Genomic DNA, 18,728 nt, shown 5'->3' with positions numbered 1-18,728 from the left:
GAACCGCCTGCCCGGGAGGGCCGATGACTGATGCGCCCCGGCGCGCGGCGCTGATCTTCATCTTCATCACCGTGGTGATCGACGTCTTGGCCTTTGGCCTGATCATCCCGGTGCTGCCCAAGCTGATCGAGCAGTTCCGAGGCGGCGACACCGCCTACGCCGCCGAAACCTATGGCCTGTTCGCGACCGCCTGGGCGCTGATGCAGTTCCTGTTCTCGCCGCTGCTCGGCGCGCTGTCCGATCGCTGGGGCCGCCGGCCGGTGATCCTGATCTCATGCTTCGGCCTTGGCCTCGACTACATCGTGATGGCGCTGGCGCCGACGGTCGGCTGGCTGCTGGTCGGCCGCATCCTGTCCGGCATCACGGCGTCGAGCTTCTCGGTGTCGGCCGCCTATGTCGCCGACATCACGCCGCCGGACAGACGCGCCGCCGGCTTCGGCATGCTGGGTGCGGCGTTCGGGCTGGGCTTCGTGGTCGGCCCGGCGCTCGGCGGGCTGCTCGGCGGCATCGACCCGCGACTGCCGTTCTGGGCGGCGGCCGGGCTGGCGCTGGTCAGCGCGCTGTACGGCCTGCTGGTGCTGCCGGAATCGCTGCCGCCGGAGCGGCGCAGCGCGTTCTCGTGGCAGCGCGCCAACCCGGTCGGCGCGCTTCAGCTGCTGCGCGCCTATCCGGGGCTGGCCGGGCTCGCCTTCGTCAATCTGCTGTTTCAGTTGGCCCGCTACGTGCTGCCCAGCGTGTTCGTGCTGTACACCGGCTACCGCTACGGCTGGAACGCCGAAACCACCGGCCTGACCCTGACCTTCACCGGAGTGCTGAACATCGCCGTCGAAGGTGGGCTGGTGCGCCGCTACGTCAAGCGCTTCGGCGAGCGCATCTCGATGTACAGCGGCCTGTCCTGCGGCACCGTCGGCTTCCTGTGGATGGCGCTGGCGCCGACTGCACCGTGGTTCTGGGCCGGCATGCCGATCTTCGCGCTGATGGGCCTGTTCAACCCGGGCCTGCAAAGCCTGATGACCCAGCACGTGGCGCCGACCGAACAGGGCCGGCTGCAGGGTGCCAACACCAGCATCGTCGGCATCGCCGGCATGGTCGCGCCGGCGCTGTTCACCGGCAGCTTCGCGTTCTTCATCGGCCGTGGCAGCGCACTGCACCTGCCGGGCGCGCCGTTCCTGCTGGCCGCCAGCCTGACTTTCGCAGCACTCATCGTGGTCTGGCGCCAGACCCGCGATCCCGTGCCGCAGCCGGCGGTGCCCTGATGGCGGTCGATCTGGCCGCGCTGCACGAGCAGCTCGCCGCCTGGCTGGACGACGGTGACGCCGCCGCGCTCGACCGCGCCTGCGCGATCGCCCGCGCCGAGCCGATCGAGGTCGACGCGCTGCTGCGCTTCGTCGCCGACTACGGCGCGCCGCGCGAGGCCACCCAGCTGGCGCTGCGCCGGCTGCGCTTCGCGATCGGCCTGCCGGTGGTCGCCGGGCCGGTCTGCCGCCGTCCGAGCGGAGACTGAGCGTGATCGACGACGAGGATGACGACGACGATCTGGACGCCGACGACGGCGGCGATCCGCCGGCCCGCCATCCGAAGCCGGTCGATGCGGTGCGGCTCGACAAGTGGCTGTGGGCGGCGCGCTTCTACAAGACCCGGAGTCTCGCCAAGGAGGCCATCGAGGCCGGCCATGTCCGCTATGCCGGGCAGCGCACCAAGGTGGCCAAGGACGTCGCGATCGACGCCGAGATCAGCATCAAGCGCGGCTTCGACGAGATGCAGGTGACGGTGCTGGAGTTGAGCGACCAGCGCCTCGGCGCGCCGTACGCACGACTGCTGTACGCCGAAACCGACGCCAGCCAGGCGCGTCGCGCCCGCGAGGCCGAGGCGCGTGCCGCAGCCGACGAGATCGGCGGCGACCGGCCGTCGAAGCTGCAGCGGCGGCTGATCCACCGCTTCAAGCGCAGCCTGCGCTGATGGCGGCGGTGAAGAAGCGGCTGCTGATCGTCTGGAGCAGCCAGACCGGCCGTACGCTGCAGCTGGTCGAGGCGGCCTGCGCCGGCGCTGCCGAGTTCGCCGACGAGGTTGATACCGTCACGATGCGCGCACTCGATGCCGGGCTGGATGCACTGCTGGCCGCCGATGGCCTGATCGTCGCCACGCCGGAGAACTTCGGCTATCTGTCCGGCGCGGTGAAGGACTTTCTCGACCGCACCTACTACCCGGCCGAGGGTCGGGTCGACGGCCTGCCGTACTTGATGCTGGTCAGCGCCGGCAACGACGGCAGCGGCGCCGTGCGGGCGCTGGAGCGGATCGCCACCGGCTTCCGCTGGAAGCGGGTCGCCGAGCCGCTGATCGTGCGCGGCGAGCCGGACCCGGCCGCGCAAGCGGCTGCCCGCGAACGCGGCGCGCTCCTGGCCGCCGGAATTGCCTTCGGGACGCTGTAAGCTCCCGATCCCGATTTTTTCCTGCCGTGCCGATGAAGCTCGAAACCCTCGCCATCCACGCCGGTCGCCACCCCGACGCCGCGACCGGTGCGGTGGCGCCCTCGCCGATCCTGTCGACGACCTTCGCGCGCGACGCCGATGGCGAATATCCGCACGGCCATTTGTATTCGCGATCCGGCAATCCCGGCCGCACGGCGCTGGAAACGCTGCTGGCGGCGCTGGAGCGCGGTGCGACGGCGGCGGCCTTCGCCTCCGGCTCGGCGGCCTCGCTGGCGGTGTTCCAGGCGCTGTCGCCGGGCGACCACGTGATCGCCCCGGACGACGTCTACCACGGCACCCGCACCCAGCTGCGCGAACTGCTGGCGCGCTGGGGGCTGGCGCACAGCCTGGTCGACCTGACCGATCTCGACGCCGTGCGCGCCGCCATCACGCCGGCCACCCGGCTGATCTGGGCGGAAACGCCGTCCAATCCGCTGCTCAAGATTTGCGACATCGCCGGCCTCGCCGAACTGGCGCGCACCGCCGGCGCGACGCTGGTGGTCGATTCGACCTTTGCCACGCCGGTGATCCAGCAGCCGCTGACCCTGGGCGCCGACCTGGTCATGCATTCGACCACCAAGTACCTGGGCGGCCACAGCGACGTGCTGGGCGGCGCGCTAATCGCCCGGGACGCCGGCGACCCGCTGTTCGGACGAATTCGCGACCTGCAGACCAAGGGCGGCGCGGTGCCGTCGCCGTTCGACTGCTGGCTGCTGCAGCGCTCGATCGCCACCCTGCCGCTGCGGGTCCGCGCGCAGACCGCCAACGCCCAGGCGGTGGCCGAGTTCCTGGCCGGCCATCCGGCCGTCGAGCGCGTGCACTATCCCGGCCTGCCGGGCCATGCCGGCCACGCATTGGCGCGCCGGCAGATGCCCGGCGGCTTCGGCGCGATGCTGTCGTTCCAGGTGCGCGGCGACCGCGCGACGGCGCTGGCGGCGGTCGGCCGGGTGAAAATCTTCACGCGCGCCACCAGCCTCGGCGGCATCGAAAGCCTGATCGAGCACCGGGCGTCGGTCGAAGGACCGTACAGCACCACGCCGCCGAACCTGCTGCGGGTGTCGGTCGGCCTGGAACATGCCGAGGATCTGATCGCCGATCTCGGCCAGGCGCTGGCACCGGCGGCGGATCGCCAAGGATGAGCCCCGGCGCATGCGGAGGAACGGCGTCGTGATCAGCCGCGAACGCAAGGCCTGGCTGCTGGCCGGCTTCCGCCGCTGGCAGCCGTGGCTGGTGACCGGCTTCGTGCTGTTCGTCGTCAGCCTGCTGTACGAAGCGCTGCACGGCCTGATGGCCGAGCTGAGCTATGCCGAACTGGTCGGTGCGGTCGCCGACACGCCGACCTCGGCGATCGCCATGGCGCTGGTCGCCACCGCCATCAGCTACGCGGCGCTGACCGGCTACGACCACGCCTCGCTGCGCTTCGTCGGCGCCGTGGTGCCATACCGGATCGTGGCCCGCACCGCGTTCATCGCCTACGCGCTGGCCAATACCGTCGGCCTCGGCGTGCTGACCGGCGGCGCGGTGCGCATGCGCATGTACGGCGCCGCCGGCGTCGAGGCCGGCGCGATCTCGCGGGCCATCGCCTTCAATGCCGGCGCCTTCGGCATCGGCATCACCGCCGTCGGCGCGCTGGCGCTGCTGTGGGGCGCCGCCGCAGTGGCGCCGATCGCCCATCTGCCGGTCGGGGTGCTGCAAGCGGTCGCAGCCGCCACCGTGCTGGCCACGGCGCTGCTGATCTGGCTGTGCTTCCGGGGCCGCACGCTGACCTGGCGCGAAGGCCTGACCCTGCGCCTGCCGTCCGGGCCGCTGGCGGTGGAGCAACTGGTCGTCTCGGCGGTCGACATCGTCGCCTCGGCCGCCGTGCTGTGGTGCCTGCTGCCGGGCGGCTCGATCGGCTTTCCGGCGTTCGTCGGCTTTTTCGCGATCGCCACCGTGCTCGGCATCATCAGCCATGTGCCGGGCGGCCTCGGCGTGTTCGAGGCGATCATGCTGGTGGCGCTCGGCGGTGCGGTGCCGACCGACCGCCTGGCCGGCGCGCTGCTGCTGTACCGGCTCACCTACCACGTGCTGCCGCTGCTGCTGGCGCTGGCGCTGCTGATCGCCACCGAGCTGCGGCGCGGCGCGGCAGCACCGGTGACCCGCGCGGTGGTCAGCCTGTCGCCGGTGCTGCTGGCGGCGCAGACGCTGATCGTCGGCGTCTTCCTGCTGGCCACCGGCGTCACCCCGGCCACCGTCACTGCCACCGATCTGCTGTCGCTGGAAGTGCCATTGCCGCTGGTCGAAGCGGCGCACTTCCTGGGCTCGATCGCCGGGCTGGCGCTGCTGTTCGTCGCCCGCGGCATGCTGCAGCGGCTCGATGCCGCCTGGTGGGCCGGCCTGGGGCTGGCCGGCGCCAGCCTGGTGTTCGCGCTGCCGCGCGGCCTGAGCATCCAGGAAGTCACCATCATCGGCCTGCTGGTGGCCGCACTCGCGCTGTCGCGCAGCCAGTTCACGCGCCGCGCCTCGCTGTTCGCGCAGCGCTTCAGCGGCGGCTGGCTGGCAGCGGTGGCCAGCATCCTGGCGGTGCTGACCGGGCTGCTGCTGTTCGCCTATCGCGACGTCGAGTACCGCCACGAGCTTTGGTGGGAATTCGAGATCGACGGACATGCGCCCCGGGCCTTGCGGGCGCTGGTGGCAATGGCGCTGATCACGCTCGGCTTCGCGCTGCGACAGCTGCTGCGGCCGCCGCTGCCGCCGCTGGTGCTGCCCGACGCGACCGCCTTGTCGCAAGCGATGACGGTGATCGCCGACCAGGACCACGCCGATGCCGGCCTGGCGCTGACCGGCGACAAGCCGTTGCTGTTCTCCGAATCCGGCCGCGCCTTCATCATGTTCGGCCGCCGCAACCGCTCGTGGGTGGCGCTGTTCGATCCGGTCGGCCCGCGCGATGAATGGCCGGAGCTGGTCTGGGCCTTCATCGAACGGGCACGCGACTCGGCCAGCCGGCCGTCGTTCTACCAGGTGCGGCCGCAGAGCCTGCCGATCTACCTCGACGCCGGCCTGAACGTCTTCAAGCTCGGTGAGGAAGCCTATGTGCCGCTGCCGGATTTCTCGCTGAAGGGTCGCAACCGCGGCAACCTGCGCACCGGCTACAACCGCGCCGAACGCGAGGGCCTGCAGTTCGAGGTGATCGCCGCGGATGACGTGGCGGCCCGGATTACCGAACTGCGGGCGATCTCCGATGCCTGGCTGGGCGCCCACAACACCGCCGAGAAAGGCTTTTCGCTGGGCACCTTCGATCCCGCCTATCTCGGCCGCCAGCCGGTGGCGATCATTCGCCAGGAAGGCCGTGCCGTCGCCTTCGCCAGCCTGATGACGACCGGGCGCAAGGTGGAAGCCAGCGTCGACCTGATGCGCCACTTGCCGGATGCGCCGAAGGGCGCGATGGACTTCCTGTTCGTCAAGCTGCTGAGCCATTTCCAGGCCGAGGGCTACCAGCGCTTCAGCCTCGGCATGGCGCCGCTGTCCGGCATGGCCGACCACACGCTGGCCTCGAACTGGCACCGCTTCGGCGGCCTGCTGTTCGCCCACGGCGAGCACTTCTACAACTTCCAGGGCCTGCGCAACTTCAAGGAAAAGTTCGATCCGGTCTGGGAGCCGCGCTATCTGGCGTCGCCGGGCGGCGTCGCACCGCTGCTGGTGCTCAGCGACATCGCGCTGCTGATCAGCGGTGGGCTCAAGGGCATGGTCAGCAAGTAACCGACACCCGCAGCGGGTGTTCAGGGGCGATTCAGTGAGCCGACCTTAAGGTCCGGGTCATCGGTACGAACCCGGAGACATCCATGCGCAAGCTGCTGGCTATCGGCACCCTCGGTCTGGCCTCGATGCTGGTCCCGTTCACCTCGCAGGCCCACGTCGATGTCGGCGTATCGATCGGCGTGCCGTTCTACGGCGCCCCGTACTACTACGCGCCGGCGCCGGTCTGGCGCGGCCCGGCGGTGGTCTATCGCGAGTATCCGCGCCCGTACTACTACAACGGCCCGGGCTACTACCCCGGGGCTTACTACGCTCGCCCGTACGCTCGTCCCTACGATCGCGGCTACCGGCAGGGCTACCGCGATGGCCGTCGCGACGATCGCCGTGACGACCGCCGCTGGCGTGACGACGGCTACCGCCATCGCCACTAAGGATCATCGAAGGCGCGCCGCCGGTGCCGGAAGCCCTGTGGCATCCTTGATCGTCCCCGCCACCGTCGAGCATCGATGAACATGGTCCGCCGTCTGCTGCTGTGCTGCGTCATCGGCCTTGCGGCCTGCTCGTCGAAGGTCACGGCCGAGAACTACGACAAGATCAGTCCCGGCATGAGCCGCGAGGACGTGCATGCCATCCTCGGCAAGCCGGACGACAGCCGCGCCACCGATGTCGGCGGCGTGCTCAGCCTGAGCAAGGAAACCTGGACCGCCGGCGACAAGACGCTGACCGTCACCTACGGCAACAACAAGGTGGCGCTGAAATCGTTCAACTAGGCTCGGCAGCGATGCGTGTGCTTGATGCGGTCACCGCCGTGCTGGTCTGCGACGGCGAGATCTTCCTGACCCGCCGCCAGCCGCATCTGACGGCGTTCCCCGGCTTCAGCGCCTTCCCCGGCGGCAAGGTCGACGCCAGTGATGGCCCGCATCCGCTCGGCCATCCGCTGCTGGCCGGGCTGGACGCGCGGCTGCTCGCCGCGCTGGCCCGCGAGCTGCACGAGGAACTGGCCTTCGATCTCGATGCCGCTCTCGCCGCCGACGAAGTCAGCGCGGTCAGCCTGCTGGGCACTGCGATCTCGCCGCCGATCATCGCGGTGCGCTTCAACACCCGCTTCTTTCGCATCGACCTGCAGCGCAAGCCGGCATTCACGCTCGATCCCGGCGAGCTTTCCGGCGGCGAGTGGGCCAGCGCCGCCGACTGGATGCACCGCTACCGGCAGGGCGCGCTGTTGCTGGCGCCGCCGACGCATGACGTGCTGGCGGCGTTGGTCGCCCAGCCGGGCAGCCGGCGGGTCAGCCAGCTGGGCGACTACGACCAGTTCGACGGCACACCGGAAATCGAGCCGCTGCACGGGGTCTTCCAGCTGCCAATCCCGTCGAACACGCTGCCGCCGGCCGACCGCACCAACGCTTTCATCATCGGTGATGCCGGCGCGGCGCGGCTGATCGTCGACCCCTCGCCCGCCAACCACGCGGAGTTCGACAAGCTGTGCGCGCATCTGGTCGGGCGCGGCATCAGCGAGGTGTTCATCACCCACCATCATCCCGATCACCGCCAGTTCGCCAACGCGCTGGCCCGCCATCTCGGCGTGCCGATCGCGATGAGCGCCGATACCCGGATGCGCATCCTGAAACGCCAACCGGGCTGGCTCGACGGCCTGACCGTCCGCACCCGTGTCGATGGCGACATCGTCACCACCTGGCTCGGTCATCCGGTGCGGGTGATCGCCGTGCCCGGCCACGACGAGGGCCAGCTGGCGCTGATGCCGGACAACCGCGCCTGGTGCATCGTCGGCGATCTGATCCAGGGCGTCGGCACCGTGGTGATCGCCGCCCCCGAAGGCGACATGGCGAAGTATTTCGCAACGCTCGAGAAGGTCATCGCGTTGCAGCCCCAGGTGATCTGGCCTTCGCATGGCTCCGCACTCGGCGGCACCTTCTACCTGGAGCAGACGCTCAAGCACCGGCGGCTGCGCGAGGCGCAGGTGAAGGCGCTGAGCGAAGGCGGCCAGTCGGTCGACGCGATGCTGGCGACGATGTACCCGGACACCGATCCCCGGCTGCTGCCGCTGGCGCGGATGAACATCGACAGCCACTTGGCCAAGCTGCGGGCCGAAGGCGCGCTGCCGGCCTGAGCTCGCGCTGTCGTCCGCGCGGCAGCAATAAAAAAGGCGGCGCCGCCGAAGCTGCGCCGCCTCTGTGACGGAGCCCGGAGCGGCGCTCCGGACCCAGCCCGCCCAACCCGCTCAGATCTTCTCGAAGCGGTCCAGCATCATCACCTTGTTCCAGGCGGCGACGAAGTCGCGAACGAACTGTTCCTTGCCGTCGGCGGCGCCATAGACCTCGGCGACGGCCCGCAGCTCGGCACTGGAGCCGAACGCCAGATCGACCGGCGTCGCCGTCCACTTCAGTTTGCCGCTGACCCGATCGACGCCGTCGTAGACGCCTTCCGCCTTCGTCGACTTCACCCACTTCGTGTCCATGCCGAGCAGGTTGACGAAGAAGTCGTTGCTGAGGGTGCCCGGCTTGTCGGTGAACACGCCGTGCTTGCTGCCGCCGGCGTTGGCATCCAGCACCCGCAGGCCGCCGACCAGCGCGGTCATTTCCGGCACCGTCAGCGTCAGCAGGCTGGCCTTGTCGACCAGGGCCTCGGCCGGCGACAGCGCCGCCGCCTTGTCGTAGTAGTTGCGGAAGCCGTCAGCCTTCGGTTCCAGCGCCGCGAACGAGACGACGTCGGTCTTGTCCTGGGTCGCGTCCATGCGGCCCGGCGTGAACGGTACCGCCACCGGATGGCCGGCCTTCTTCGCGGCTTCCTCGATCGCCGCCGCGCCGCCCAGCACGATGAGATCCGCCAGCGACACCTTCTTGCCGCCCTTCGCCGACTTGTTGAAGTCCTTCTGGATGCCTTCGAGCTTGGCCAGCACCTTCTTCAGCTCGGCTGGGTTGTTGGCCGCCCAGTCCTTCTGCGGCGCCAGCCGGATGCGCGCGCCATTGGCGCCGCCCCGGTAGTCGGTACCGCGGAAGCTCGCCGCCGAACCCCAGGCGGTGCGCACCAGCTCCGGCACGCTCAGGCCGGACGCGAGGATCTTGCCCTTCAGCGCCGCGATGTCGCCGGCATCGACCAGCGGGTGATCAACGGCCGGAATCGGGTCCTGCCAGACCAGTTCTTCCTTCGGCACGTCGGCGCCGATGTAGCGGGCGCGCGGCCCCATGTCGCGGTGGGTGAGCTTGAACCAGGCCTTGGCGAATGCGACCTCGAACTCCTGCGGGTTCTTCAGCCAGCGCTCGGTGATCTTCTTGTAGGCCGGGTCTGTTTTCAGCGCGAGATCGGTGGTGAACATGATCGGCGCGTGCATCTTGCCGGCGACATGCGCATCCGGAACCGTCTGCACCTGATCGGCGTTCTTCGGCACCCACTGGATGGCACCGGCCGGGCTCTTGGTCTGTACCCAGTCGAAGGCGTACAGGTTGGTCAGGTACTGGTGTGTCCAGCGCGCCGGGGCGGAAGTCCAGGCCCCTTCGAGACCGCTGGTGATGGTGTCGGCGCCATTGCCCTTGCCGCACTTGTTGGTCCAGCCCAGGCCCTGTTCTTCGATGCCTGCCGCCGCCGGCTCTACGCCGACGCAGCCTTCCGGCTTGCGGGCGCCGTGCGCCTTGCCGAAGGTATGGCCGCCGGCGATCAGCGCGACGGTTTCCTCGTCGTTCATCGCCATGCGGCCAAAGGTTTCGCGGATGTCGCGCGCCGCCGCCATCGGGTCCGGGTTGCCGTTCGGGCCTTCCGGATTGACGTAGATCAGGCCCATCTGCACGGCCGCGAGGCCGCCCCGGAGATTGCGGTCGCCGCTGTAGCGCTGGTCGTCGAGCATCTTGTTTTCCGGGCCCCAGTTGACGACTTCCGGCTCCCAGTCGTCACGGCGGCCACCGGAGTAGCCGAAGGTCTTGAAGCCCATCGTCTCCATGGCCACATTGCCGGCCAGCACCATCAGGTCGGCCCAGGACAGGTTGCGGCCGTACTTCTGCTTGACCGGCCACAGCAGGCGGCGGGCCTTGTCGAGATTGGCGTTGTCCGGCCAGGAGTTCAGCGGTTCGAAACGCTGCTGGCCGCCGCCGGCGCCACCGCGGCCGTCACCGACCCGGTAGGTGCCCGCCGAGTGCCAGGCCATGCGGATGAAGAACGGACCGTAATTGCCGTAGTCGGCCGGCCACCACGGCTGCGAAGTGGTCAGCACCTGCTTGATGTCGGCCTTGAGCTGCGCCAGGTCGATGCTGGCGAAGGCCTTGGCGTAGTCGAAGTCCTTGCCGTACGGATCGGACTCCGCGCCATGCTGGCGCAGCGGCGCCAGGTTCAGCTGTTCAGGCCACCAGAACTGGCTGCTGCGGCCGGCACCCTGGTCGGCAGCGGCACCGCCGGCCAGCGTGAAGGGAATGACGGTAGCGGCGAATGCCGCCGCGAGATGACGTGATGTCTTGAGCATGGATCAGCCCTCGTTGGAATGAATGTGGCGCGAGGGACTATAGCCATTGACTAAGAAATCATCTCGTAAAGATATTCATACGCTATATATACGTAGCCTATCGTCAGCTTGTCGAAATTCAGTGAAATCAGTGACTCGGCGCGTCGGGCGATCAGCGCTTCAGAGACATGATCAGGCTCGGTTTCTTGCCGCTGCGGGTCTCGATCTTCACCGGCATCCAGGCGCGTTCGGCGGCCAGCCAGTAGCGGCCCACCTTGTTCGGGTTGTCGATGCGATCGAGCCGGATGGTCTCGAATACGCCGGCTGGCGTCTTGACCGTTTCCCGGCCGACGATCTTCAGCTGGTAGTAGGTCAGGTTCTTGCGGTCGACCATCGTGAAGCGGGCGATCGGCGGCTCGGCGTCGTTGGCGTGCTGGGCCACCCACAGCCGCACCGCCTGCTGCAGCGAAAAGCTGTCGACCGCTTCGGCCGGGATCTCGCGCACCTGGCCGTTCTCGTCGGTGACCTGCCGCTTCACATAGTCGAAATCGAGCCGGTAGCTCTGCTCATCGTCATCCTTGAGCACCGATTCGTAACGCTGCGAGCGCACCACGCCGTCCTTCACGCAGAAGCGGCTGTACTGGTTAGGCGCCCCGAACAGGGCCTTCACGAAGCCGACCGGCCGGGTGTTGGTGTCGTAGCGGTAGCAGCCGGGCTGGGTGTCCGGCTTCAGGCTGATGTCGGCCTCGCCGGCATTGATGCCGGCGTACTGCACGGCGTAAACCAGATCGAGATCCGGCAGCGGGGCATCGGCGGCACGAACGGAGGTCGCCAGCATCAGGGCCGCGATCGCGGCGGGCAGCAGCTTCATCGGAATCCAGACTCCAGATCGTCCAGGCTCAGCGGTTCGCGCAGCGGGCGGCCGCGGAATGCGGCGCCGCCCTGCTCGAACCGCAACTCGCCGCGCGCCATCCAGGCCACGGCCTGCGGATAGATCTTCCGCTCGACCTCGGTCATCACGCGCTCGGCAAGTCGAGCGGCGTCATCATGCGCGTCCACCGTGAACTTGCCCTGAATCACCGGCGGCCCGCCATCGAGCTGCGGGGACACGAAATGCACGGTTGCGCCGTGTTCGCCATCGCCGTCACGCAGCACGGCATCGTGGGTATGCAGGCCCTTGTGACGCGGCAGCAGCGACGGATGGATGTTCAGCAGCCGGCCCTCGAAGGCCCGCACGAAGCCGTCGGTCAGGATGCGCATGAAACCGGCCAGCGCGACGATGTCGGGCTGCAGCGCATCAAGCGCGGCCGCCAGCGCGGCATCGAAGGCGGCGCGGTCCGGGTAGTCGCGATGCGGCAGCACCGTGCACGGCAAGCCGGCGTTGCGCGCGTACGCAAGCCCCTCGGCATCGGCGCGGTTGCTGATCACGCCGACGATCACCGCCGGGATGCGGCCATCGGCAACCGCCGCCTGCAGCGCCTGCAGGTTGCGCCCGCGCCCGGAGATCAGGACCGCGAGGCGCGCCAGCGGCTGGCCGTTCAAGCGTACTGGACGTGTTCCGCGTCGCCCGGCACCACTTCGCCGAGCATCCAGCCGCGGATCTTCTCGGCCTTCAGCAGCGCCAGCGTTTCATCGGCGTGCTTGCGCGGCACCACCAGCACGAAGCCGACGCCGCAGTTGAACACGCGGCGCATCTCGTCTTCCTCGACATTGCCCTGCGCCTGCAGCCAGGTGAACACGTCCGGCCGCTGCCAGCTGGCCATGTCGACGACGGCCGTCAGCTGCTTCGGGAACATCCGCGTGAGGTTGCCGGTGATGCCGCCACCGGTGATGTGGGCCATGCCGCGCAGCGGAATGCCCGCTTCGAGCAGCTTCAGCACCGGCTTGACGTAGATCGTGGTCGGCTGCATCAGCGCTTCGATCAGGGTGCCCTTGGCCAACTGCTCGCCGTGCGTGGCGCGGCTGACCTCGAGGATCTTGCGGATCAGCGAGTAACCGTTCGAATGCGGGCCGGACGACGGCAGCGCGATCAGCACGTCGCCCTTGGCGATCTTCGTACCGTCGATCAGCTTCTTCTTCTCGGCCACGGCGACGCAGAAGCCGGCGAGATCGAAATCGCCGTGCTGGTACATGCCCGGCATCTCGGCGGTCTCGCCGCCGACCAGCGCGCAGCCGGCCAGCTTGCAGCCGCGGGCGATGCCCTTGATGACGGCAGCGGCGACGCTGTTGTCGAGCTTGCCGGTGGCGTAGTAGTCGAGGAAGAACAGCGGCTCGGCGCCGTTGACCAGCACGTCGTTGACGCACATCGCGACCAGATCCTGGCCCAGGCCTTCGACCCGGCCGGATTCGATACCGAGGCGCAGCTTGGTGCCCACGCCATCGGTGCCCGACACCAGCACCGGCTGCTTGTACTTCTTCGGCAGCGTGACCAGCGCGCCGAAGCCGCCGACGCCGCCAAGCACTTCCGGACGGTGGGTGGACTTGACGATCTTCTTGATGTCATCGACCAGCGCATCGCCCCGGTCGATATCGACCCCGGCGTCGGCATAGGTCAGCGACACCGGCGCTGCTGCCGGCGCAGCCTTCGGCCGGGCTTTCGGAGCGCGGCTGGCGGTGGCGGCGGGTTTCGTCGGCTTCGGCGACGGCTTGCTGCGTTTTTCGGCTGAGGTCATGGGCGCTGGAGGCTTTGGGGCCGTATGATTTTAGCCGTTCCCGCTCCCTTCCCGTGTTCCATGACTCCAGCGGCTGCTTCAGAGAAGTCGACGGCCCTGTCGATGCTGCGCGAACACTGGGGCTGGTACCTGCTGATCGGCGTGCTGCTGGTGCTGCTGTACCTGCTGGCGCCGATCCTGTCGCCGTTCGCGGTCGGTGCCGTGTTCGCCTACATCGGTGATCCGATCGTCGATCGCATGGAACGCCATCGGCTGTCGCGCACCGTGGCCGTCTGCATCCTGTTCGTGCTGGTCACGCTGGTCACGGTGCTGGCGCTGCTGCTGATCGTGCCGCTGCTGCAGACCCAGGTGCTGTCGCTGATCGACAACATTCCCAACTGGGCGCAATGGGTCCAGCAGGTGGCGATGCCCAAGCTGGGCCTGAAGATGCCGCGCGGCTACCAGCTCGATGTCGACAGCCTGCGCAAGTTCCTGGCCTCGCACTGGGATGGGGCCACCGATTTCGCGTCGATCATCGCCGGCTATGTCGGTCGCTCGACGCCGGCGCTGCTCGGCTTTGTCGCCAACCTGTTCCTGATCCCGATCGTCAGCTTCTACCTGCTGCGCGACTGGGACCTGATGGTGGCGCGCGTCCGCAACCTGATTCCGCGCCGACTGCTGCCGCAGGGCATCGCCTTCGCCAGCGAAGCCAACGACGTGCTCAGCGCGCTGATCCGCGGCCAGTTGCTGGTGATGCTGGCGCTGGCGGTGATCTATTCGCTTGGCCTGTGGATCGTCGGCCTGAAGGTGGCGCTGCTGATCGGCATCCTGTCCGGCCTGGTCAGCTTCGTGCCGTACCTGGGCTTCGTCGGTGGCCTGCTGGCCGCCAGCATCGCCATGCTGGTGCAGGAGCAGTCGATCACCGGCGTCGCCTGGGTGACCCTGGTGTTCACCATCGGCCAGATGCTGGAAGGCGGCGTACTGACGCCGATGCTGGTCGGCGACCGGATCGGCCTGCATCCGGTAGCGGTGATCTTCGCGATCATGGCCGGCGGCCAGCTGTTCGGCTTCGTCGGCGTGCTGGTGGCGCTGCCGGTCGCCGCCGTGCTGGCGGTGCTGGTGCGCCACGCACTGAAACGCTGGGCCCGGAGCCCGCTGTACCTCGACCCCGGCGATACCACGTCGCCGGCACCGGAATCCGAAGCGCCCCCGTGATCGGCGAGCAACTGCCGCTGTCCGTGCAGCTGCCGGACGCCGCCAGCTTCGACAACTTTCACGCTGGCCCGAATGCCCAGGCGCTGGCGGCGCTGCGCGAGCTGGGCGAAGGCGATGGCGGCACCACGCTGATCCACGGCCCGCGCGGCTGCGGCAAGACCCATCTGCTGCAGGCCACCTCGCGCGATGCACTGGCGCGCCGGGCACGCGCCGCCTATCTGCCGCTGGCCTCGTTCGCGGCCGAGGACCCGGCCGTGCTGCACGGCTTCGAGACCATGGATCTGGTCTGCGTCGACGATGTCGACGCGCCGCTGCAGGACCGCGACTGGGCGCAGGCGCTGCTGCGCCTGCTGGATGCCGTGAAGAGCCACGGCGGCCGTTGCCTGCTGTCGGCAGCGCTGCCGCCGGACCGGCTGGCGATCGCCCGGCTTCCGGATCTGCGGACCCGGCTCTGTGCTGCCGCCAGCTTTCCGCTGCGCGCGCTCGACGACGATGCCCATGCCGCGATGCTGAAGACACGCGCGCAGCGCCTCGGTCTGGATCTGCCGTTCGAAACCGTTCACTGGATGCTGACCCACCTGCCGCGCGACACCGCCAGCCTGCTGACCGCGCTGGCGCGCATCGATCGCGCCGCGCTGGCCGCACGGCGCCGGCCGACCCTGCCATTCGTGCAGCAGGTACTGGCCGGCGGCTGAGCCCGCCCGCCGTCGACCCGCGAACGGCCTTGATCCGCACCGAGCCGATGCCCGCCCTGCCGACGCTGCACCGGATCGCGCTGGCTCTGCTGGCAGTGCTGCCGCTTGCGCTCGCCGCCGAGATGCCGCTGCAGCTGCCGCCGCTCGACTACCGCGAGCGGGTGCTGGCCAACGGCCTGACCGTGCTGAGCCTCGAAGATCACCGCAGCCCGACCGTCGCCGTGCAGGTCTGGTACCGCGTCGGCGCCAAGGACGACCCGCCCGGCCGCAGCGGCTTCGCCCACCTGTTCGAACACCTGATGTTCAAGCGCACACGGCACCTCGCGGCCGAACAGTTCGACCGGCTGACCGAAGACGTCGGCGGCGAGAACAACGCCGGGACCAGCGACGACGGCACCCAGTACCTCGACACGGTGCCGTCCGGCCACCTGGAACGGCTGCTGTGGGCCGAAGCCGAACGGCTGCAGCATCGCGAGGTCGACGCCGACAGCTTCCGGTCCGAGCGCGCCGTGGTGCAGGAAGAATTCCGCCAGACCGTGCTGACGCCGCCATACGGCCGCCTTGAACACCTGCTGCAGCAGCTGTCCTGGCAACGGCATCCGTACCGGCGACCGACGATCGGCAGCATCGAAGACCTCGACGCCGCCGGACTCGCCGATGTGCGCAGCTTCCACACCACCTATTACCGGCCCGACAACGCCGCGCTGGTGGTCAGCGGCGACTTCGATCCGGCCCAGCTCGATCGCTGGGTCGATCGCCACTTCGGCGCCATTCCGCGTCCCGCGACCGCGATCCCGAGGGTCACGGTCGTCGAGCCGCCGCGCACCGAAGATCGCCGCAGCACGGTACGGCTGCCGCAGGTGCCGCTGCCGGCGCTGGCGATTTCCTGGCTGGCACCGCCGGCCGCCAGCCCGGATGCGGCCGCGCTGCGCATCGCCGAAATGCTGCTGTCGGGCGGGCGCTCGTCACGGCTGTACCAGACGCTGGTCGAGCGTCAGCCGCTCGCCCAGGAGGTGAGCTTCCGCTACGACGCCCTGGCCGATGGCGGTCTGTGCTCGCTGATCGCCGTCGTGGCCGGCGGCCGTTCGCTGGCCCGGCTCGAAAGCGCGGCGCTGGCCGCGCTGCGCCAGCTGGCCGATGCGCCGATTGCCACCGCCGAGATCGACAAGGCCAGAACCCTGCTGCTGACCGAGCAGCTGAAGTCGCGCGAAACCGTGGATGGCCGGGCCACCGCGCTCGGCGACGCCTGGCTGCTGACCGGCCGCGCCGGCCATGCCAACGACGAACTGCCGGCGCTGCTGGCGGTGACCGCTGCCGACGTGCAGCGGGTGGTCCGAGAGGTGCTGCTGCAAGGGCATCGGACGACGCTGGAATACCGCCCCGCCGGGTCCGATGTGCCGCACAAGGACCGCCGATGAACCGCCGGCCAGCCATGCTGGGCCTGATCGCAGCACTGGCGCTGCTCGCTGGCTGCCAGCGCCAGCAGGCGCCAGCGGCGACCGCCGATGACGGCCTGCTGCCGCCGATCGCGGCGTCTCCGGCGTGGTCCCCACCGGCGCCGGTCGAAACCACGTTCGCCAACGGCCTGCGAGTGATCGTGGTGCCCAACCCCGGCCGTTCGCTGGTGGCGATCGACTGGCTGCTGGCCTCTGGCAGCGAAATCGATCCACCGGGACAGGCCGGTCTCGCGGACTTCACCGCCACGGCACTGACCCTGGGCAGCCGCGCGCCCGGCGGGGCGCGCACGGCGGCGCAATTGGCCGACGCCGCCGAAGCGCTGGGCGGCACGCTGCGCGCCGGTGCGGGATGGGATGCCAGCCGGATCGGCATCACCGTGACGGCGCCGAAACTTGCTGCCGCGCTCGAGCTGCTGGCCGAGGTGCTGCGCTATCCGGCCTTTGCCGCCGATGACATCGCGCGTCTGCGGGTGCAGACCGTCGACAACCTGCGGCTGCGGATGACCGATCCGGCGGACGTCGCGGCCTGGGTTGCCGCACGGCGCGTGCACGGCGCAGGCGCCTACGGGCACCCGGTATCGGGCACGGCGGCCAGCGTGTCGCGCTTCACGGTCGCCGGCGTCAAGGCGCTGCACGCACGTCACTACCGCCCCGACAACAGTGTGCTGGTGCTGACCGGCGACCTCGCGCCGGATACCGGCATCGCGCTGGCCGCACAGCTCTTCGGCGACTGGTTGCCAGGTACACCGATTCCGACTGCGGCGCTCCGCCCGGTGATTCCAGCGGCAACTGCCGAACCGCAGCTGGCGCCGTCGTCGGCAGACGCCGGGGAGGTGCTGGTCATCGACCAGTCGGACGCTGGACAGGCCACCGTCATGCTCGGCAGCGCGCTGCCGTCAGGCGATTCACGGGCACGCGACCGCGCGCGGCTGCTGACCGCCGTGCTGGGCGGCGGCTATTCGTCCCGGCTGAACCAGGAAATCCGGATTCGTCGCGGCCTGAGCTACGGCGCCCGCGCCGAACTCGACCTGCATCGCGGCGTGAGCGCCCTGTACGCAAGCGCGCAGACGAAGAACGCCGCCGCCGCCGAGGTGCTGGCGGTGATGCGGCAGGAGCTGCAGCGGCTGCGTACCGAAATCGTGCCCGAAGCGGAACTGGCGGCCCGCAAGGCGGCGCTGGCCGGCCGCACCCTGCGCGCCTTGCAAACCGCCGACGGCCTGGCCGAAGCGGTGGCGACACAGTTGATCGAGGGGCCTGCGGTGAACGGGCTGTCTGCACAACTGGCCGGCATCGAGGCCGTCACCTCGGCAACGCTGCGCCAGTACGCCCAGCAGCTGCTTCCCGACGCGCTGCGCGCGGTCATCGTCGGCGATGCCCGGGCATTCGAGGACGCGTTGCGCCGTCAGGGCATGACGGTACGGACGATCCGTCTGACGCAGCTCGATCTCGACATGGCCGATCTGCGCTCGGCGCCTCCCCGCTGACACGAAGGCATCGCCGAACCGACGGGTCAGTCGCCGTCGACTGCCGGATCGACGACGTCGTCGTCTGCGGGGAAGGCGTCGTCATCTGCCGCTGTGCGCCCCAACGCCGACGACACCTGGGCACCGGTGAATCCGCGCGCAGCCAGATAGCGGTAGCGGCTGGCGCGTTCTTTCGGGCTCGCTGCGGGCTGGCCATAGCGTCGGTCATGAAGCTGGCGAACGATGGCCAGCCAGTCCGGTTCGGCTTCGTCCAGCGCCGCGCGGATCAACGACTCCTCGACACCGCGGGATGACAGTTCCGCCCGAATCCGCAGCGGCCCGTAACCCTGGCCGATGCGGGAGCGCACCAGCAGACCGGCGTAGCGGGCATCGCTCTGCCAGCCGGATTCGCTGAGCGCTTCAACCACTTCCGTGGCGCTGTGCGGGTCAAGCCCGTCGTGGGTCAACTTGCGCGTCAACTCCCGAGCACTGTGTTCGCGCCGCCCCAGCGCCCGCAATGCCCGCTCGCGCGCGCCTTCGGGTGCCAGCGGCGCTGGTGGCTTGCGCCCGCGCCGCTGCCTTTCCATCGTGCGCCTG

The 18,728-nt window shown here is 69.5% G+C and carries 18 protein-coding genes; 13 read left to right on the top strand and 5 right to left on the bottom strand.

Annotated elements, in window-relative coordinates; genetic code table 11:
• The first annotated feature begins 23 nt into the window (after positions 1-23).
• The 9 genes from ACTIGJ_RS13955 to ACTIGJ_RS13915 all read left to right on the top strand — a co-directional run bounded on the left by ACTIGJ_RS13955 (position 24) and on the right by ACTIGJ_RS13915 (position 8,331).
• A complete protein-coding gene (locus tag ACTIGJ_RS13955) occupies positions 24-1,256 on the top strand; it encodes a TCR/Tet family MFS transporter (protein WP_439640931.1) in 1,233 nt (410 codons plus the stop codon).
• Positions 1,256-1,504, top strand: coding sequence for a hypothetical protein (locus tag ACTIGJ_RS13950; protein ID WP_439640930.1), 249 nt, complete (start codon positions 1,256-1,258; stop codon positions 1,502-1,504). Before ACTIGJ_RS13955 ends, ACTIGJ_RS13950 begins: the two co-directional genes overlap by 1 nt.
• 2 nt (positions 1,505-1,506) lie before the next feature.
• Positions 1,507-1,959 (top strand): RNA-binding S4 domain-containing protein, encoded by a 453-nt coding sequence (locus ACTIGJ_RS13945; RefSeq protein WP_439640929.1) that lies wholly within the window; start codon positions 1,507-1,509, stop codon positions 1,957-1,959.
• Positions 1,959-2,429 (top strand): flavodoxin family protein, encoded by a 471-nt coding sequence (locus ACTIGJ_RS13940; protein ID WP_439640928.1) that lies wholly within the window; start codon positions 1,959-1,961, stop codon positions 2,427-2,429. The genes ACTIGJ_RS13945 and ACTIGJ_RS13940 overlap by 1 nt, the downstream gene beginning before the upstream one ends.
• A 32-nt stretch (positions 2,430-2,461) precedes the next feature.
• Positions 2,462-3,607 carry a trans-sulfuration enzyme family protein gene (locus ACTIGJ_RS13935; protein ID WP_439640927.1) on the top strand — a complete coding sequence of 382 codons (1,146 nt, stop codon included), beginning with the start codon at positions 2,462-2,464 and terminating at the stop codon, positions 3,605-3,607.
• Positions 3,608-3,635: 28 nt separating this feature from the next.
• A complete protein-coding gene (gene mprF / locus ACTIGJ_RS13930; RefSeq protein ID WP_439640926.1) occupies positions 3,636-6,206 on the top strand; it encodes a bifunctional lysylphosphatidylglycerol flippase/synthetase MprF in 2,571 nt (856 codons plus the stop codon).
• 83 nt (positions 6,207-6,289) lie between these two features.
• On the top strand, positions 6,290-6,634 hold the full coding sequence (locus tag ACTIGJ_RS13925) for a virulence factor (RefSeq protein WP_439640925.1): 345 nt from the start codon (positions 6,290-6,292) through the stop codon (positions 6,632-6,634).
• A gap of 75 nt (positions 6,635-6,709) precedes the next feature.
• Positions 6,710-6,973, top strand: a complete 264-nt coding sequence (gene bamE, locus ACTIGJ_RS13920) for an outer membrane protein assembly factor BamE domain-containing protein (RefSeq protein WP_439640924.1) — start codon at positions 6,710-6,712, stop codon at positions 6,971-6,973.
• Positions 6,974-6,984: 11 nt separating this feature from the next.
• A complete protein-coding gene (locus ACTIGJ_RS13915; RefSeq protein WP_439640923.1) occupies positions 6,985-8,331 on the top strand; it encodes an MBL fold metallo-hydrolase in 1,347 nt (448 codons plus the stop codon).
• A 111-nt stretch (positions 8,332-8,442) separates the two neighbouring features.
• Here the strand turns inward: ACTIGJ_RS13915 and katG are convergent, their stop codons facing one another.
• The 4 genes from katG to purM all read right to left on the bottom strand — a co-directional run bounded on the left by katG (position 8,443) and on the right by purM (position 13,322).
• Positions 8,443-10,671 (bottom strand): catalase/peroxidase HPI, encoded by a 2,229-nt coding sequence (gene katG, locus ACTIGJ_RS13910; protein ID WP_439640922.1) that lies wholly within the window; start codon positions 10,669-10,671, stop codon positions 8,443-8,445.
• A 151-nt stretch (positions 10,672-10,822) separates the two neighbouring features.
• Positions 10,823-11,521 (bottom strand): DUF3108 domain-containing protein, encoded by a 699-nt coding sequence (locus ACTIGJ_RS13905; RefSeq protein WP_439640921.1) that lies wholly within the window; start codon positions 11,519-11,521, stop codon positions 10,823-10,825.
• Positions 11,518-12,192, bottom strand: coding sequence for a phosphoribosylglycinamide formyltransferase (purN, locus tag ACTIGJ_RS13900; RefSeq protein WP_439640920.1), 675 nt, complete (start codon positions 12,190-12,192; stop codon positions 11,518-11,520). Before purN ends, ACTIGJ_RS13905 begins: the two co-directional genes overlap by 4 nt.
• Positions 12,189-13,322 carry a phosphoribosylformylglycinamidine cyclo-ligase gene (gene purM / locus ACTIGJ_RS13895; RefSeq protein WP_439640919.1) on the bottom strand — a complete coding sequence of 378 codons (1,134 nt, stop codon included), beginning with the start codon at positions 13,320-13,322 and terminating at the stop codon, positions 12,189-12,191. The genes purN and purM overlap by 4 nt, the downstream gene beginning before the upstream one ends.
• A 60-nt stretch (positions 13,323-13,382) precedes the next feature.
• On the opposite strand from purM, the gene ACTIGJ_RS13890 reads away from it, so the two are divergent.
• The 4 genes from ACTIGJ_RS13890 to ACTIGJ_RS13875 are packed head-to-tail and all read left to right on the top strand — an operon-like array spanning position 13,383 to position 18,152.
• Positions 13,383-14,516: an AI-2E family transporter gene (locus tag ACTIGJ_RS13890; RefSeq protein WP_439640918.1), complete on the top strand. Its 1,134-nt coding sequence runs from the start codon at positions 13,383-13,385 to the stop codon at positions 14,514-14,516.
• A complete protein-coding gene (hda, locus tag ACTIGJ_RS13885) occupies positions 14,513-15,211 on the top strand; it encodes a DnaA regulatory inactivator Hda (protein ID WP_439640917.1) in 699 nt (232 codons plus the stop codon). The genes ACTIGJ_RS13890 and hda overlap by 4 nt, the downstream gene beginning before the upstream one ends.
• Positions 15,212-15,258: 47 nt before the next feature.
• Positions 15,259-16,629, top strand: coding sequence for a M16 family metallopeptidase (locus ACTIGJ_RS13880; RefSeq protein WP_439640916.1), 1,371 nt, complete (start codon positions 15,259-15,261; stop codon positions 16,627-16,629).
• Positions 16,626-18,152, top strand: coding sequence for a M16 family metallopeptidase (locus ACTIGJ_RS13875; RefSeq protein WP_439640915.1), 1,527 nt, complete (start codon positions 16,626-16,628; stop codon positions 18,150-18,152). Before ACTIGJ_RS13880 ends, ACTIGJ_RS13875 begins: the two co-directional genes overlap by 4 nt.
• A 26-nt stretch (positions 18,153-18,178) precedes the next feature.
• On the opposite strand, the gene ACTIGJ_RS13870 is transcribed toward ACTIGJ_RS13875, so the two are convergent.
• Complete coding sequence (locus tag ACTIGJ_RS13870) at positions 18,179-18,718, bottom strand: regulatory protein RecX (protein WP_439640914.1); 540 nt, start codon at positions 18,716-18,718, stop codon at positions 18,179-18,181.
• Positions 18,719-18,728 lie beyond the last annotated feature (10 nt).

The sequence above is a fragment of the Nevskia sp. genome, assembly GCF_051860985.1.
In the GTDB taxonomy this organism is placed as follows: domain Bacteria; phylum Pseudomonadota; class Gammaproteobacteria; order Nevskiales; family Nevskiaceae; genus Nevskia.
Note: the sequence above shows the minus strand (reverse complement) of the source record. Positions and strands in the feature narration are given on the sequence as shown.